The following is a 16,256-nucleotide window of genomic DNA, read 5'->3' as shown; positions in this document are numbered from 1 at the left end:
CCGCACCGCAGCGCCGGGCCCACGCCCGGCTGCCGTCATCAATAGCGCCCCACCAGGTTCAGGTACCAGCCGCGGTGGGTGTAGTCGAACTTCGTCAGGTCATCACTGAAGTCGGTGAAGTTGTAACCGACGCCGACCCGGAAGTTGCGGCCGACATCGCGGTCGACACCCGCCAGCCAGCCCTGCCTGCGACCGCCGTCGCGCACATCCAGCAACCGGTACTCCAGCAGGCCATGCCACTGGTAGTACAGGTCGTAGCGCAGCTGCCCCGCAGCGAAGTTGGTGGCCGAATCAAACCACGGCCCGCTGCCGCGCCCGTAGCGCACCTCGCCTTCGCGGCGTGCCAGCTTGCCGGCCACTTCCCAGCGCGTGTCGATGCGGTAGACGCCTTCCAGCGAAAGCACCTGGGTGCGCTGGTCGTAGTCCACGCCATTGACCTGGCCCATGCTCGACAGGTCATACAGATAGCTGTAGCGGCCGAACAGCGCCCATCGATCGTTGTCCCATGGCCGGTACGCGAAGCCGAGGTTGCCTTCGATGAAGCGTGCACCGGCCACCGGATTGATCGCATCGTCGGTGTCGGCGTAGTTGAAGCGCGCGGCAATCCGCCAGCTGTCGTTGAGCCGATGGCTGAGGCGGTTGGTACTGACCCACTGCGTGCGCCGCTCCGCGCCGGTATCACGCCGCCACTCCAGCTTGCTTTGCCATTCGGTACCCGGTGAGGTGCGGCCACCCGACAGGCTGACGGCCTTGCGGTCGACCTGGCCACTGCTGGCATCGAGCTTGCCGTTGCTCAGCGTGAAGCCCGCGTTCCAGCCCACCGCCGGATAGAAGTCCATGCCGAAGGTATGCGCCAGCCCGGAGTCCTGCCCGGATTTGAGGAACTGGCTTTCATTGAACACGTTGACCTGGTCGGACAAGCGCCAACGCTGGCCCAGGGTCCAGCCATCCTGCGCATTGGGGCTGAACAGCGGGTCGTACTCGCTGCGGTCGGTGGACTGGGTGAACGCACCATAGAAGCTGTGTTGCGGGGTCAGGCGGTACTCGGCATTGACCTGTGCGGCACTGCCGCGATCGCCGTCGCTGACTTCGGCGCCGACCGTGGACAGATTGGCGAAGGTCCAGGTGCCACCCGCCAACACCGCGTCGTTGCCGGCATAGCGGCCGTGGTCGTCATCCACCGTCAGCTGTCCGCCGCCATACACGTCCAGCGCGGTGCCGATGCGGTGGGTGTAGCGTGCGGCGGCCAGCACGCCTGCCACGTTGCCACCGCCGTTGCGGTCTTCCTGCACCCGGCGCAGTTCAGCCGACAGGCGGTCGTTCTCACCGATCCGCCACTCGGCAGTGGCCTGTGCCTGGATCAGTGATTCACTGCCGCGCCGTGCCTCGCTGTAACGCGCATACACGCTGAAATCATCGGTCACATAACCGAGCAGTTCCGCGCCCTGTTCGCGCACGCGCTGCCCGCTATCGAAGCGGCCCACCGAGTAGCCGCCGTCCACCTGCCGCCACCAGGCACCTGCACTCCAGTCGCGCTGGGTCCAGCCCAGCTCGCGCAGGTTGACACGGGCCTCGACCGCCGTCGCCTCGCCCTCGCGCGGCCCTTCCGGATTCAGGCGACTGAAACTGAGCCCGCCGTTGTCGGAGAAGAACACCGGGGCACTGGTCGCCTCGCTGCGGCTGTGCTCGACCTTCAGGTAGGTGCCGCGGCCAGCCTGCAGGGTCAGGTCCGCCCCCTTCAGCGAATAGTCCTGGCCGGCACGCTGCTCGTCCACATAGGTCGCGCCCACCGCCACATGATCGCCGAACCAGTGCTTGCCGCGCAGGCCGGCGGTGATGTCATCGCTGTCGAACCCGGTGGGCACCCATTCGTAGTCCACGATCAGGCGCTGCTCGTAGCCATCCAGTGGCACGTCACGACTGATCCGGCGCAGATTCTCGCGACTGAGCTGGGCCAGCGGCCGGGTCAGCAGGATGCGCCCCTGCAACGCGTCGATCTCGTAGTCGGCGCCACGCACCATCGGCACGCGCTGCTCGACGCGGCCGGTCGTGCGGTCACGGATCTCCAGTACCACCTGCTCCGAGCCACTGAGGATGCTGGCGTGGCGCAGGTAGTACAGGCTGCCGCCGGTACCGATGAACTCACTGTGGCCCGGTGCGGTCTCGGCCTGGGCACCGAACAGGCGCAGTTCGCTGCGTGCATCGCCCCAGGCATTGGCGCCACGCGACCGCCACGACAGTGCTGCGCGGTACAGCGAACGCACGTACTGCGCGTACTCGGTGCCGGTCAGCCCGGTGTTGTAGTTGCCCCACAGCGCCTGGTTCTTGTCCCAGTCCATGCGCAGGTAGAAGCGCCCCATGCTGTCGACATCACGCTGGGTCAGTGAATCATCGCCATAGGTGGGGTAATACAGGTCCGGGTCGAGACTGCGGAACAGATCGCGTGGGTCGGCGGTGGTGAAACCGGTGAACAGCTCGTCCAGCGGGCGGTTCTGGGTGTCGGCCTGCGCGGTCAGCAGGTAGCGGCCGCGGGTCTTGGCCTTCAGGTAGAAGGCCAGGCGGCCGTCACTGAGCACATCGTCGTTGCGCCCGCCGCGGGCCAGATCCTGCCCTGCCCCACTGGCCTTGCTCTGGTACACGGTGATATCGGCCAGGCCGACACCGAACAGGTACTGGCCACTGACATCGACCTCCAGCGTGCGCGCAATGATCGGTGCGTCCGGCCGCTCCACGCGCACGTCGAAGGCGTGGTGGCCGATCGGCATCAGATACTCGGCGGCGAACTTGCGGTCCTGGTCCAATGGATAGCTGTCACCGTTGATCTTCAGCGCTGCGCCCAGCGGCAGGTCGCGGCCGCGCAGGCGCACGCGCGAGCCGTACACCGGGATGTTCTGCTGGCGCAGGCCATTGCTGTCAAATACCTGCTGCAGCAGCGACAACGACGCCGCCTGGCTGGCATCCACCGCAGTGCCACGACGGTCTTCCAGAGCGTCACGCAACTGCTGGTTACCGCGCTCGAACTCCGCTGGGCTCACCAGCTGCATCGACTGCGCGGTGGTTTCATCGACGTTGCCCTCGGCATCGAAGGCGCGCAGCACATACACCAGGCGGTCACCGCGACGCAGCGATGCCGAGGCCGGCAGCGTGCCGTCCCAACGGCCCTGCGCGACAGCAGCGACCGGCAGCTCGAACTGCGCCAGTGGCGCTACCCGGTCGGTATCGCTGCCACGGTAGAGGCTTACCTGCAGCCGCTGGATGAACGCGGTGTAGTTGCCACGCACGTAGAACTCGACCGGTCGCACAATGCGGCCTTCGTCGAAGGCGACCAGGCCCGGCGCCGACACCGACAGTTCGGGTTGGCCCATCGCCGGGTCTTCGGTGGCCCAGATCGCGCCGCCTTCCGGCAGGCGGATCATGAACTCGCCGCGGACCGTGGCTTTGCCCGGATCATCGATCGCCAGGCTGACCCGGCGGTCCGGCTGCAGCATCTGCGACGACGAACGCGTCGAGGTGCCCTCGGTCACCGGCTCGTCGTAGCTGCGCGAGCGCAGGCTGAACAACAGTTCGCCTTCGGCGTTGCACTGGTTGCCGTCACAGCGGATCGGTGCCGGCTCTGCGGCAGGTGGCGCGGCCTGGACGGCACCGGCCAGGCCGAGCAGCAGCGCCTGGTACAGAGCCGCGCGCGGCAGGTGGGGCGCCCGGCGGGCGGCGGTGTGATGCGCGCTCATCGGCGGGCCTCCTGTTGGCGGGCTGCCGCACGGGTGGCGGCGCTCTCCTCATTGCGGACGCGCAGGCGCTGCTGCGCGGCGGGGCTGAGCTGGCTGCGCAATGCCTCGAACACCGCGTTGGCACGGCGCAGGCCCAGCGCCTGGTTGTAGGCATGGCTGCCGCGAACATCGGTGTGCCCGACCAGGCTGACCTGGCCACCGCCCATCGTCTCCAGGCGTGCGGCGATGGCCGCCAGCAGCGGCTTGAACTCGTCGCGCACGGTGGCCTTGTCGGTGTCGAACAGCACGTTGCCCAGCAGCGCGCCGCTGGCATCCACGCCTGCCAGCAGCGAGTGCGGGTCGCGCACATCGGTGCGCAGCTGCACCGTCAGACCAGCGCGTGCACCGTCGGCCACCTCGGCCTGCAGCGCATCGCGTACCACGGCGGCGCGAGCGAAGGCCAGCGCCTGGCTCTCGCCATTGGCAGCGATCACCACGTCACCGCCCTGGTAGCGGTCCACCACCTCGGCCATCTTCGCCAGCACCGGACGGTAGCTGGCACGCAGCTCGCTGCTGCCCGGTGCGAACAGCACCTCACCCAATGCCAGCTCCATGCGTTCGGCCGCAGCCTGCGGCGACGGTGGCAGGCGCACACCAAAGCTGAAGCGGGTCGGCAGGCCCTGGGTCACCCGCCGCAGCAGCGGGTTCTCGGTGGTCAGTTCGGCGCCCGCCGGCAGCGTGGCCGGGTCCAGCTTGATGATGAAGTTGCGGCCCAGCCGCGCATCGCCACCGTGCACATCGGCCAGGTGGTAGCGGCCGAACGGATCGGTCTCCACCAGCAGGCCTTCCACCGTGGCCAGGCGAACGCCGGGAATACCCTGCTCCTGGATGCCGTCGTTGCCGATTACATAGGCCACTTCATACCCCTCGGCCACGCGGGAGATCTCGCGGCGCACGGTCGGCGCGGCCGCGGTCAGGCCCTTGCCGGCATCGCCACTGAGCTGCATGTGCGTGGCGCCCTGCGCGTCCATCCGCAGGCGATGGCCCTGCGCGCTTTCCAGCACGAAGTCGTCACTGAAGGCCAGCTCGCGCAGGCGCTGGCGCAGCACCACCTGGTGCGCCTCAACCGGGTCTGACGTCGACGCCCGGCCCTGCACCACGCCGATCTGCACTCCGTGCAGCAGCGGTGCGCTGGCGTCGGCCAGCGGCTGCGGACCCTCGCCGCGATCCAGCGTGGTCGAACCGGCCACATAGGCCGCGGCGGCAAAGCCACCCTGCACTCGCACGCCGCTCAGTTCGGCGCTGTCCTGCCAGCCGTCGCCGTCGCGATCATCGAACACGGTGCCGAACACCAGGCTGTCTTCCAGCAGCGGGTCGGCATCCATCGCCACTTCGGCGGTGGCAATGTTCGACAGCGGGCTGCCATCGTCGGCCGTGGCCACGGCCTGGTTCACGTGGTTGCCGGCACGCACACCGGCACCGACGCGCAACAGGTAGGTAATGGTGGCGCTGCGGCCTACGGCGATGTCCACCGCACCGATGCGCAGCGGCGACTGGCTGCTGGCCAGCGCGAATGCGCCGTCATCGTCAGCCACGCGCATCGAACCATCGACATAGCTGAAGCCCGGCGGCGGCGTATCGACCACCACGCCATCGCGCCAGTGGCTGCTGCCCACGTTCTCGACCACCAGCTGGTAGCGCACCAGATCACCCACCTTCACCAGGCGCGGGCTGGCAGTCTTGCTGATGCGCAGGGCGAAGTCGGACACCACCTTGTGGCGCGTCTCGCAGGTCGTGCACTCCGGTGGCGGCGAGCCGTCCGGATACTGCCCGCGCAGCCGGTTCAGCACTTCAGTGCGGGCCTCCTGGTTGACCACAGCCTGGTAGACGAACTCGTGGCGACCGATCGAGGTGCCTGCAGGCACCGTGCAGACGATCTCCGGCCCCTGCTGGGCGCACCCGGCCGGCAGGCGCTCGATGCTCAAGCCGGCATCGGGCGTATCGACCAGCTGCAGGGGACGGCGCAGTGCAGAGCGTTCGACCGTAGCCACCAGCGTGTAACGCAGGCGGTCGCCAGGTCGTACCTCGGTACCGCTGGCCGGGCCCGACTGCTTCTCCAGCACCACGCGCGGCTCGGCCAGCGCGTGTTCGGTGCTGCAGTCGCCACTGCAGGTGGGGGTATCACCGCCACTGCCAAGCACGGCATTGCGCACGCTGCCACTGGCCTGTGCATTCACCAGCGCGCGATAGCCCAGCGTATAGGTACCCGGTGCCGTACCGGCCGGCAGCGTGCAGACCAGCGGATTGCCCGCATTGCAGGTGAACGGCCCCGGCTGGGTGACCGACTGCAGGTCCAGGCCCGTGCCCAGGGTGTCGGTGAGGGTCAGCGTATCAAGGGTCTGCGAGTTCGCGACCGTCACTTCCACGCTGTAATCCACCGCATCGCCCACGCCGACCGGGGCGACGGTGGTCGACTGCTTGCGGTAGGTCACCACCGCCGACAGCACCGGCGTGGTGGTGCCACAGTTGCTGGTACAGGCGGTGACGCCGGTGCCACTGCCCAGCACCGCATTGCTGACACTGCCCTTGGCCTGTGCGTTCACCTTCGCGGTGTAGTCCACCGTGTAGGTGCCCGGCACGGTGCCGGCCGGCAGCGTGCACACCAGCGGATTGGCGGCATTGCAGGTGAAGCCCTGGCTGGCGGTGACCGCGCCGAAATCCAGGCCGGGGCCCATGGTATCGGTAAGGCTGAATACCGCCGTGGTGCGCGAGTTGCTGACCACGGCGGTCAGTGTGTAGGCGATGCTGTCACCCACCTTGACCGCACCGGCTGCCGCCGAAGTCTTGCGGTAGTCGACCGCGCTTCCGGCCACCGGCGTGGTGGTACCGCAGTTGGCGGTACACGACGGATTGTCGGTGCCGCTGCCCAGCACCGCATTGGTGACCTGGCCGGTGGCCTGCGCATTCACCACGGCGGTATAGGACAGGCTGTAACTGCCTGGCACGGTGCCGGCAGGCAGGGTGCACACCAGCGGGTTGGCCGCATTGCAGGTGTAGGCGCCAGCACTGGTCACCGCACCGAAGTCCAGGCCGGTGCCCAGGGTGTCGGTCAACGTCACGACAGCGGTGGTGCGCGAGTTGGTCACCACCGTGGTCAAGGTGTAGGTCAAGCGGTCACCGACCGAGACCGGCCCGGTGCTGTTCACCGACTTGGCATAACTCACACCCGGTGTGGCCACCGGCGTGGTGGTATCACAGTTCACGCTGCACGACGGGTTGTCGGTGCCACTGCCAAGCACGGCGTTGCGCACGCTGCTGTTGGCCTGCGCGTTGACGATGGCGCCATAGGTGAGGCTGTAGGTGCCCGGCAGGGTGCCCGCCGGCAGCGTGCACACCAGCGGATTGGCGGCGTTGCAGGTGAAACTGCCTGCGCTGCTCACGCCGGCGAAATCAAGACCGCCGCCCAGGGTGTCGGTCAGGGTGACCACGGCGGTGGTCCGTGCGCGCGCCACGGTCACGTTCAGTGTGTAGTCGATGCGGTCACCGACCCGCACCGGACCACCGGTGGATGCCTGCTTGGCATACACCACCTGTGGCGCGGCCATCGGCGTGGTGGTATCGCAACTGCCCACACAGGAGGGATTGTCGGTGCCGCTGGGTACCACCGCATTGCGCACCTGGCCGCTGGCCTGCGCGTTGACGATGCCGGTGTAGGAAAACGCGTAGGTGCCGGGCACGGTTCCGGCCGGCAGCGTGCACACCAGGGGATTGCCCGGCACGCAGCTGAAACCGCCGGCGTTGGTCAGGCCGCCGAAGTCCAGGCCGGTGCCCAGCGTATCGGTCAGCGTGGTCGCTGCCGTGGTGCGCGCATCCGCCACCACCACGGTCACGGTATAGGCCACGCTGTCACCCACGGCAACCGGACCGGCGGTGCCGCTGGCCTTGGACACCGAGATGCGCGGCGCCGCCACCGGGGTGGTGGTAGTGCAGTTGCTGCTGCAGGTGGGCGTGTCCGTGCCGGTGCCGACCACGGTGTTGACCACCTGGCCGCTGGCCTGCGCATTGACGGTGGCCGTATAGCTCAGGCTGTAGGTGCCCGGCACCGTGCCGGCCGGCAACGTGCATACCAGCGGGTTGGCGGCGTTGCAGGTGAATGCACCGGGGCTGCTGACACTGGCGAAATCCAGGCCAGTGCCCAGGGTATCGGTCAGGGTCAGTACGGCGCGGGTGTTGCCATCGGCCACGGTGACATCCACCGTGTAGCTCACCGTGGTGCCCACCGCGACCGGGCCAGTGGTATTTGAACGCTTGGCGTAGCCGACCCGCGTCACCGGCACGGTCACGTCACTGCGCGTGCAGTGGTCGGCATCGGTGCAGCTGCTGCCCGGTGCCGGCGGCGTGCCATTGTTGAAGGGATCGTGGCCGCCGCCCACGCTGGCGTGGTTGGTCAGCACACCCGAGGCCGTGGCGGTCACGGTAACCGGCAGTGTGAACACCGAGGTCGCCCCGGCGCTGCCCGCCGCCGCCATCACCTGGTTGCTGGTGCAGGTGATGTCCTGGCCGCTGGCCGTGCAGCTCCAGCTGCCACTCACATGCGCGCCCGTCCAGTTCGGCACGATACCGGCCGGCAGCTGGTCGCGCACGATGATCGGGCCGGCCGGCACATTGGGTGGATTGCCCGTCGGCACATCACTGGTATTGCTCACCGTCAGCGTGTACTCGGTACCCGCCTGGCCGTAGTTCCAGATGCCGCCGCTGGCGTTGTTGCTCTTGACCACCTTCAGCGCAGGCGCAGTGATGGTGATGCGATGGTCTTCCACTTCGCCGTCGTCGGCCACGCCGGTCGGCTGCTGGATCTGCGTCGCGTTGGTGGCGTAGCGCAGCCGCACATAGCTGATACCTGCACTGACCGTGGTAGGCACGGTCCAGCTCAGGTTGGCCTGGCCACCACTGCAGGCCGCCGTCGTGCTGCGTTCGCTGGCATCGAACGTGCCATTGCGGTTGAAGTCGATCCAACCGGCCACGCTGCCGCTGCCCACGCAGGCCACCGGCTGGTTGATCTGGGTACCGGCCTGCATCACCGTCAACCGGTAGCTGGTCGGCCAGGCGTCCTCTTCGCGGCTGCCCACCTGCGGGAAGTTGTCGTCGCCCAGCGCATCTGCGCTGTAGCTGCTCTTCTGTTCGGTATCCGGACCCAGGCTACCGAGGAAATCGGTCAGCGGCGGTGCCAGGCCACCCGGCGTATAGGCAGCGGTGTTGATGTTGAAATTGCTGCTGCCCTGCGGAATTCCATCGGAGCGGAACTGCAGGTCGTCCACCACATGCATGGCATCGCCGTAACTCTGCGGCGCGTCACCGAAGTCGGCATACGGCACCAGCAGGCCGATCGCAATGGCGGTGGTGCCGCCGCCGCGCATCGAGAAGCCCATGTTCACTGCCAGGTTGCCCGGCGCGTGCGCGGCGTTGTCGAAGCTGAGGAAGGTGACCGCGGCCGTGTTGTCGTCGTTGCCGGGACCGAAGCGGATCACCTGGTTGCTGCCACTGGTCGACTTGTTCACCAGATAGGGCGTGGCGTTGGCCAGGTTCTTGCGGATCTCCACCACGTTCCAGGTGCCCTGGGCACTGGCTTCGACGAACTCACCGCTGTTGTTGATCGATTCGGCGTCGGCCATCACCACGCCACGCAGGCGGTAGGGCGCGCCGGCCAGGGTCGACGTGCAGCTGATGCTGAAGTTGGAGGTGCCGCCAGCGCGCGCGATGCCGGCAATCAACTGATTGCTGGTACCGGTGCCGCCGATGTTGTACAGATCGTCAAGGCTGTCCCCGACAAAATTGCCGGGCCGATAGCTGCGCAGCACGCCGGTCTCGGCGGTGTTCAACCGGCAGTCGACGCGCAGGTTCACCCCGGCGGCGATCGGCATGTCGATGGACGAGGTGGCACCGTCGTTGAGCACGACGTTGTCGACACCATTCGCCCCCCCGCCCCAGGTCAGCCACAGCACCGTGTTGCGGTACGGGCTGCTGCCGCCGGTCGCATAGGCCGCCGCTGACGCCAGTGTTGGCAGCGCCAACGCCAGCAACATCAGCACCACCATCGCCATCCAGCGACCAGGGTGAAGGTGCCGCAGGTTTTTTTCAGGATGAACGCATCCACCGCCCGCGCGAATGCGCGACGTCGTCGACTGCCACATGGTGATTTCCCCGGTCGGCCCGCACGGGGCCGCAGTTCGGTGGGTAACCTGGGACGAACTCATGTGCCTGGCGACACGCGTCAACACGCGTTCTGCCGGCTCCATGGCTGCTACAACCGTCCCTGGACCCCGTTGGTCAGGTGCAAAGTTCTACGATTACGATACCGCACTGCAACAAAAGTGTGATGAACGTCTCATTTAATTTTGCGAGAAAGAGCACGTTTTCACGATCACAGTTGTAGCAACCGGACGACGAGGCGCAGTGCACCATTCCGGCAGCACGAATGCCCTTTCCGGCAAGACGCCACGCAAATTCGGCGCACGTTGCAGTGCGCATCCGTCGCGGCGCGACACGCGCCGCAAGCAGTGCAGTCAGGCCTTCATCGCACCGTGGCGGAACGACGCCAGCAGTGTTGATGCGGCCATCGCAGGTGCCATGCGGCCACGTGCCAACGACCAGGTGATGCCGTAGAAGCAGGTCCAGTAGAAGTCGGCCAGCCACACCGCACTGAATCCGACGTTGAACACGCCGGCGTTCTGTCCCCGCAGGAAAAACGCCTCGAAACGCTCGCCGATCGGCGCCCAGCGTCCGGGCAGCAGGTGCAGGTCGCCCTGCCGCTGCTGCTCTTCCATCATGCGCGCGAACACCAGCGTCACCAGTTCCCAATCGGCCAGCAGGGTATGGGTCACCTGTTCCAGCACCTGCATCGCATCGGCATCCCCGTCGAACCAGGTAGCTGCCGCTTCCAGGCGCTCGAAGCCGGCCGCAAACAACGCCTCGTCGATCGCTTCGCGTGTGGGGGCGAAGCGGTACAGGGTGGCCCGGCTGATGCCGGCGCCACTGGCCAGCTCGCTGAGCGTGCAACGCGGATGGCTGACCAGGGTGGCAGCCAGGGCATGGTGCAGGTCGCGGCGTGTACGGGCTGCGGCGGGTCGCATGGAGGGACCTGGAGGCGGGTTCCGACCACGCTAGCATGAATCATCAATTAATAAACTGAATCAAAAATGATTCAGTCGAATCAGGGATGCGCTACAACGGGGGCGCGTCCGGTGCACCCGGGTCGGTGCACGGCAGGGAACGCGTCACAGGCATCGAAGGAGACAACGCCATGCTGCATCCGCTACGCGACATCGCTGTGCTGTTCGATGCCAGCGACACCGGGAACCGCGTACTGAACATCGCCGCGCATCTCGCGCAGGCCCAGCAGGCGCACCTGGTTGCAGTATCCACCGCACAGCATCCCACCGACATCGCCAACGGGTTCGCCCGCGGCGCGGGCATCGCCGCCGCACTCGACCATGAAGCGCGTACCGACGCCGCCTGTACCGCGCAGCTCATGCAGAACCTGCGCGCAGCTTCCGAGCCGCTGCAGATCAGCACCGAACTGCGCATCGTCTCGGACTATCTCGGTGGCGCCGATCTGGCCCTGCAATCGCTGTACTGCGACCTGATCATTGCCGGCTATCCGCACACGCCAGGCGCGCCCTCCGGCTGGCATCCGCTGGGCACGCTGCGCCAGACCGGCGTGCCGATGCTGCTGGTGCCGCCGCACTGGCAGGGCGAGCAGGTCGGCCGGCGCATTGTGGTGGCCTGGAATGCCAGCAAACAGGCCCGTCGCGCCGTGGCCGATGCCCTACCGTTGCTGGCGCGGGCGCAGGCGGTGCACCTGCTGATGGTCGACACGCCCAAGGCCGAGGCCACGCCCGGTGCCGAGATGGCCCAGCATCTGGCCCGACACGGTGTCGAGGTTGAGATCCAGGCGATCAGCTCCACGCAGGGCGGTGTTGCCGCAACCATCCGCCAGCACGTCCTCGATGCCGAGGCCGACCTGCTGGTGCTGGGCCCCTACAGCCGCAGCCGGGTGGTCGAGCGCGTGCTCGGCGGAGTCACCGAAGATCTGCTGGCTGAAGTCCCGGCACCACTGTTCGTATCCCACTAGCGCCGCCCTGCCCCGCACGGCGGTAACCGGTCAGCGACTGCCCGGTGTGCCGCCGGAAGTAGCGGCACAGGTACGACGCATCCTCGAAGCACAATCGCTCGGCGATGCGCCCGATCGGCAACTCGCTGTAGCTCAGCAATGCCTTGATCTCCAGCACGACCTGGCGGTCGATCAATGCCTTGGGCGTTTCGTCGAAGCACTCGCGGGTGAGCTGCGAAAGATAGAACGGCGTGATGCACAACGCGTCGGCGTAGGACTGCACGTCGCGCTGGCGGGCACTGCGTTGTCCCACCAGCTCCCAGAAATTCCAGGCCAGCCGCTCGCGCCGGCTGACCGGCGCTGCGGCCAGCTTCTGCGCCGGCAACAGCGTGGCGAACTTCAGGAAGAACGTCTGCAGCAGATTGCGCAGCATCACGTGCCGATAGCGGCCACCATTGTGCTGCGCGTCCATCAGCTGCTGCAACCAGCCCTGCAGCAGTGGCACTTCCAGCGGCGACGGCACACAGTGGGGATGCTCGTGCAGGAACTTGAACAGTGCATTGGGCAGCACATAGGCCACCTCCGACGCCAGCACCTTCGGCACCAGGCAGACCACCGCCAGGAAGCCGCGCGAGCGTTGCCGCAGCAAGGCCAGCGTGTCCTCGGCCAGCACCAGCACATCGTGCCGCTGCACCGCTACCTCACGAAAGTTCAGTGCGAAGCGCGCACGCCCGGACACGCACACCAGCACCGCCAGATACGCGTGCCCGAATGACAGCGGGATGCCCTGCCCCTCGGTCAAGGTACTGACCTCCAGGCGCATGGATTCGTCCTGATCCAGAAGCTGGGGTATGCGGTCCACGGGCTGATCCGGCTGGAGTCCGGGGCACAGCATATCCGGGCCGACGAGGATGTTGTGAAAAGTACCGGAACCATCAAGATCCCGCCCTGAGCCCCGGCGTCGAGGAACGTGCCGACATCATCCACACCGCGTCCAACCGCTTCCGCGCCGACTACCGCACCGGGCACATCAGCCGCATTACGCGCGGGCAATGGCAGCAAGCCGCCCCGCTGCGCACGTGATCAGCACTCAGCCGGCACGGTGCTGCATGAACAGCAGGTCCGGTGTCGAAGCGTCTTCCATCGGCTGGAAGCCCAGGTCGCGGTACAGGGTCACCGCCGCGACGTTGTCACGATAGACGCGCAGGGTCAGCCGTTCCACCGCGGCGGACTGCAACGCCTGCGCCATCAGCGCCTGCATCAATGCACGTCCCAGGCCACGCCCGCGTGCCTGCGGTGAAACGATGATGCGGCCCAGGTGCAGCGTGCCCGGGCTCGTCGGCCAGTATTGGCCGAAACCAATGCAGTGGCCGTGCGCGTCCAGCAGCACCCATCCCGGGCGCTGCGGCAGCTGCAGCGCCTGCGCGAATGCATCAGGCGCGAGCGGATACGGCACGCCGGGACCGGCCCAGCGCTGGGTTGCGCTGGCCGAATCCAGCCACGCGCCGATGACGGCGTAGTGCCGGGGCTGCACGGGGTGAAGGCACTCGGTCATGGCATGCGTGAGAGGAAGGTTGGCCGCCATGGTGCGCGATTCCGCCGAACGGATCACCTTGCAGGGCAGCGCTTGAATTTTGTCCTAGGACAATAAACAATGCCCGCCGTCCAAGGTCGCCACTGCAGACGGCCTCCTTTCGCCTTCTGCCTCCGGGGGTAGCCATGATCCACGGCCTCAGTGCCTTTCCTCTTACGCCGATGACCGAATCGAGCGTCGACCTGCGTGCCTTCGCCGCACTGGTCGAGCGTCTCGCAGCCGCTGGCGTCGACTCGATGGGCGTGCTCGGCTCCACCGGCAGCTACGCCTACCTGGAAAACGCCGAGCGCATGCGCGTGCTGCGCGAAGCGCTGTCTCATTCGGGCGCGGTCCCGGTCATCGTCGGCATCGGTGCGCTGCGCACCCGCGACGTGCTGGCGTTGGCCAGGGACGCCGAGGAGGCGGGCGCCGCCGGCCTGCTGCTGGCACCTGTGTCCTACCAGCCATTGAAGGAGCATGAGGTCTACACGCTCTTTGAATCGGTGTGCACGGCGGTACGCACCCCGATCTGCGTCTATGACAATCCCGGCACCACCCACTTCCGGTTCAGCGATGAACCGCACGGGCGCATCGCCGCCCTGCCGAACATCGCTTCGATCAAGATCCCACGCCTGTCCGACGATCCTGCCGAAGCAGCAGCACGCATCGCCGCGCTGCGTGCTCGTCTTCCGGCGCACGTCACGCTGGGCATCAGCGGCGACGCTGCGGCTGTGAACGGACTGGCCGCCGGCTGCGACGGCTGGTACTCGGTGACCGGCGGGCTGTTCCCCAAGGTGGCCCAGCAGATCACCCGCGCAGCCGGCACCGGCGATATCGCAACGGCGCAGGCAGTGTCGGCGGGACTGGCTCCGCTCTGGGCGCTGCATGACCATTTCGGTGGCATCCGCGTCATGGCATGCGCGGCGGCGCTGATGGGCCTGTGTGACGGAGATTGCCTGCCACGGCCCCTGCTTGGGCTGCACGGTGAAGATCGCGCGCGCGTGGCGCAGGTGCTGCGCAGGCTGGGGCTGCTGTAGCCCGGGCAGAGGGTACTGCGGGCGGCTTGCGGATGGTGACCCCGGCCCGATTCGAACGGGCGACCTTCCCCTTAGGAGGGGGACGCTCTATCCAGCTGAGCTACGGGGCCATGCAGCCGGGAAGTTTACAGGCAACGTGCCCTCCCCTCCAAGCATTCATGTTCCGCCCGGTTCCGCTGGCGCGTTGCACCATGGCCGGACAGGCCGCTCTGCTACCATCGGCGATTCAGTTCATCGCGTCCCCCACCTGCCCGCGATGGCGCCAAACAACGTAACGAAACACAGGAGTCTGCATGTCTTCCGAGCTGCTCAAGTCCCTTGGCCTGGACGCGATCAACGCTGGCACGTACCTGGGCAACGGGGAGTGGTCGAGCGCGACCAGCGGTGAGCTGATCACCCCGGTCAACCCGACCACCGGTGAGCCGATCGCGCAGGTCCGCGCAACCACCGAGGCCGAGTACGAGACCGTCGTCGCCCGCGCCCAGGAAGCCTTCAAGGCCTGGCGTACCACGCCGGCCCCGCGCCGCGGTGAAGCCGTGCGCCTGTGCGGCGAAGCACTGCGCAGGCACAAGGACGCGCTGGGTTCGCTGGTTGCCCTGGAAATGGGCAAGAGCAAGCCGGAAGGCGATGGCGAAGTGCAGGAGATGATCGACATTGCCGATTTCGCCGTGGGCCAGAGCCGCATGCTGTACGGCTACACCATGCATTCCGAGCGCCCCGGCCACCGCATGTACGAGCAGTACCACCCGCTGGGCCTGGTCGGCATCATCTCGGCCTTCAACTTCCCGGTCGCCGTGTGGAGCTGGAACTCGTTCCTGGCTGCCATCTGTGGCGACGTGTGCATCTGGAAGCCGTCCAACAAGACGCCGCTGACCGCCATCGCCTCGCTGAAGATCTGCAACGATGCCCTGCGCGAAGCCGGCTTCCCGGACATCTTCTTCCTGATCAACGATGCCGGCACCGCGCTGTCGGAGAAGATGGTCGATGACCGTCGCGTGCCGCTGATCAGCTTCACCGGCTCGACCCAGGTCGGCCGCACCGTCAACGAGAAGGTCGCGCGCCGCCTCGGCCGCTGCCTGCTGGAACTCGGTGGCAACAACGCCATCATCCTGGACGAAACCGCCGACCTGAAGCTGGCCGTGCCGGGCATCGTGTTCGGCGCCGTCGGCACCGCCGGCCAGCGCTGCACCACCACCCGCCGCCTGATCGTGCACCGCTCGATCTACGCCGACGTGCTGGCCACCCTGGTCAAGGCCTACAAGCAGGTGGAAGGCAAGATCGGCGACCCGACCGATGCCGCCAACCTGATGGGCCCGCTGAACAGCGACGGCGCTGTGCAGCAGTTCCTCGATGCCATCGCCCAGGCCAAGGCCGCCGGCGGCACCATCGAAACCGGTGGCACCCGCATCGATCGCGCCGGCAACTTCGTGCTGCCCGCGATCGTCTCGGGCCTGAAGAACAGCGACGCCGTGGTCCAGCACGAGACCTTCGCACCGATCCTGTACGTGATGCCGTACGACAGCATCGACGAAGCCATCGACATGCAGAACGGCGTGCCGCAGGGCCTGTCGTCCTCGATCTTCACCCAGAACCTGAAGACCGCCGAGAAGTTCCTGTCGGCCGCCGGCAGCGACTGCGGCATCGCCAACATCAACATCGGCACGTCCGGTGCGGAGATCGGCGGCGCTTTCGGTGGCGAGAAGGACACCGGCGGTGGCCGCGAGTCCGGTTCGGATGCGTGGAAGGTCTACATGCGCCGCCAGACCAACACCATCAACTACTCCGATTCGCTGCCGCTGGCCCAGGGCATCAAGTTCGACCTGTGATGG

Annotated in this window: 8 protein-coding genes and 1 tRNA gene; 3 read left to right on the top strand and 6 right to left on the bottom strand. The window is 67.2% G+C overall.

What is annotated here, in order from left to right:
• Window positions 1–38: 38 nt before the first annotated feature.
• From B9Y64_RS16540 to B9Y64_RS16530, 3 genes are all read right to left on the bottom strand, one after another.
• Window positions 39–3,728: a TonB-dependent receptor gene (locus tag B9Y64_RS16540; RefSeq protein ID WP_100441636.1), complete on the bottom strand. Its 3,690-nt coding sequence runs from the start codon at window positions 3,726–3,728 to the stop codon at window positions 39–41.
• A complete protein-coding gene (locus B9Y64_RS16535; protein WP_238379924.1) occupies window positions 3,725–9,790 on the bottom strand; it encodes a CshA/CshB family fibrillar adhesin-related protein in 6,066 nt (2,021 codons plus the stop codon). Before B9Y64_RS16535 ends, B9Y64_RS16540 begins: the two co-directional genes overlap by 4 nt.
• A 480-nt stretch (window positions 9,791–10,270) precedes the next feature.
• Window positions 10,271–10,837, bottom strand: a complete 567-nt coding sequence (locus tag B9Y64_RS16530) for a TetR/AcrR family transcriptional regulator (RefSeq protein WP_100441634.1) — start codon at window positions 10,835–10,837, stop codon at window positions 10,271–10,273.
• Between the two features lie 170 nt (window positions 10,838–11,007).
• On the opposite strand from B9Y64_RS16530, the gene B9Y64_RS16525 reads away from it, so the two are divergent.
• The gene (locus tag B9Y64_RS16525) at window positions 11,008–11,838 is read left to right on the top strand and encodes a universal stress protein (protein WP_100441633.1); all 831 of its coding nucleotides are present in this window, start codon (window positions 11,008–11,010) and stop codon (window positions 11,836–11,838) included.
• Here the strand turns inward: B9Y64_RS16525 and B9Y64_RS16520 are convergent.
• Entirely contained in the window at window positions 11,786–12,679 is an 894-nt protein-coding gene (locus tag B9Y64_RS16520; protein WP_100441632.1) for a helix-turn-helix domain-containing protein, read from the bottom strand. The two genes, B9Y64_RS16525 and B9Y64_RS16520, sit on opposite strands and share 53 nt — an antisense overlap.
• Window positions 12,680–12,907: 228 nt before the next feature.
• Window positions 12,908–13,372 carry a GNAT family N-acetyltransferase gene (locus tag B9Y64_RS16510; protein WP_100441631.1) on the bottom strand — a complete coding sequence of 155 codons (465 nt, stop codon included), beginning with the start codon at window positions 13,370–13,372 and terminating at the stop codon, window positions 12,908–12,910.
• A 164-nt stretch (window positions 13,373–13,536) separates the two neighbouring features.
• On the opposite strand from B9Y64_RS16510, the gene B9Y64_RS16505 reads away from it, so the two are divergent.
• Window positions 13,537–14,427, top strand: coding sequence for a dihydrodipicolinate synthase family protein (locus B9Y64_RS16505; RefSeq protein ID WP_100441630.1), 891 nt, complete (start codon window positions 13,537–13,539; stop codon window positions 14,425–14,427).
• Between the two features lie 33 nt (window positions 14,428–14,460).
• On the opposite strand, the gene B9Y64_RS16500 is transcribed toward B9Y64_RS16505, so the two are convergent.
• Window positions 14,461–14,537 (bottom strand) — tRNA-Arg (locus B9Y64_RS16500).
• 183 nt (window positions 14,538–14,720) lie between these two features.
• Between B9Y64_RS16500 and amaB the strand changes: the two genes are divergently transcribed.
• Window positions 14,721–16,253, top strand: a complete 1,533-nt coding sequence (gene amaB, locus B9Y64_RS16495) for an L-piperidine-6-carboxylate dehydrogenase (protein ID WP_014036960.1) — start codon at window positions 14,721–14,723, stop codon at window positions 16,251–16,253.
• The last annotated feature ends 3 nt before the right edge of the window (window positions 16,254–16,256 follow it).

The sequence above is a fragment of the Stenotrophomonas maltophilia genome, from assembly GCF_002799245.1.
Taxonomy (GTDB): Bacteria; Pseudomonadota; Gammaproteobacteria; order Xanthomonadales; family Xanthomonadaceae; genus Stenotrophomonas; species Stenotrophomonas maltophilia_S.
The sequence above is the reverse complement of the archived record's forward strand: the minus strand, read 5'-3'. Positions and strand labels throughout refer to the sequence as shown.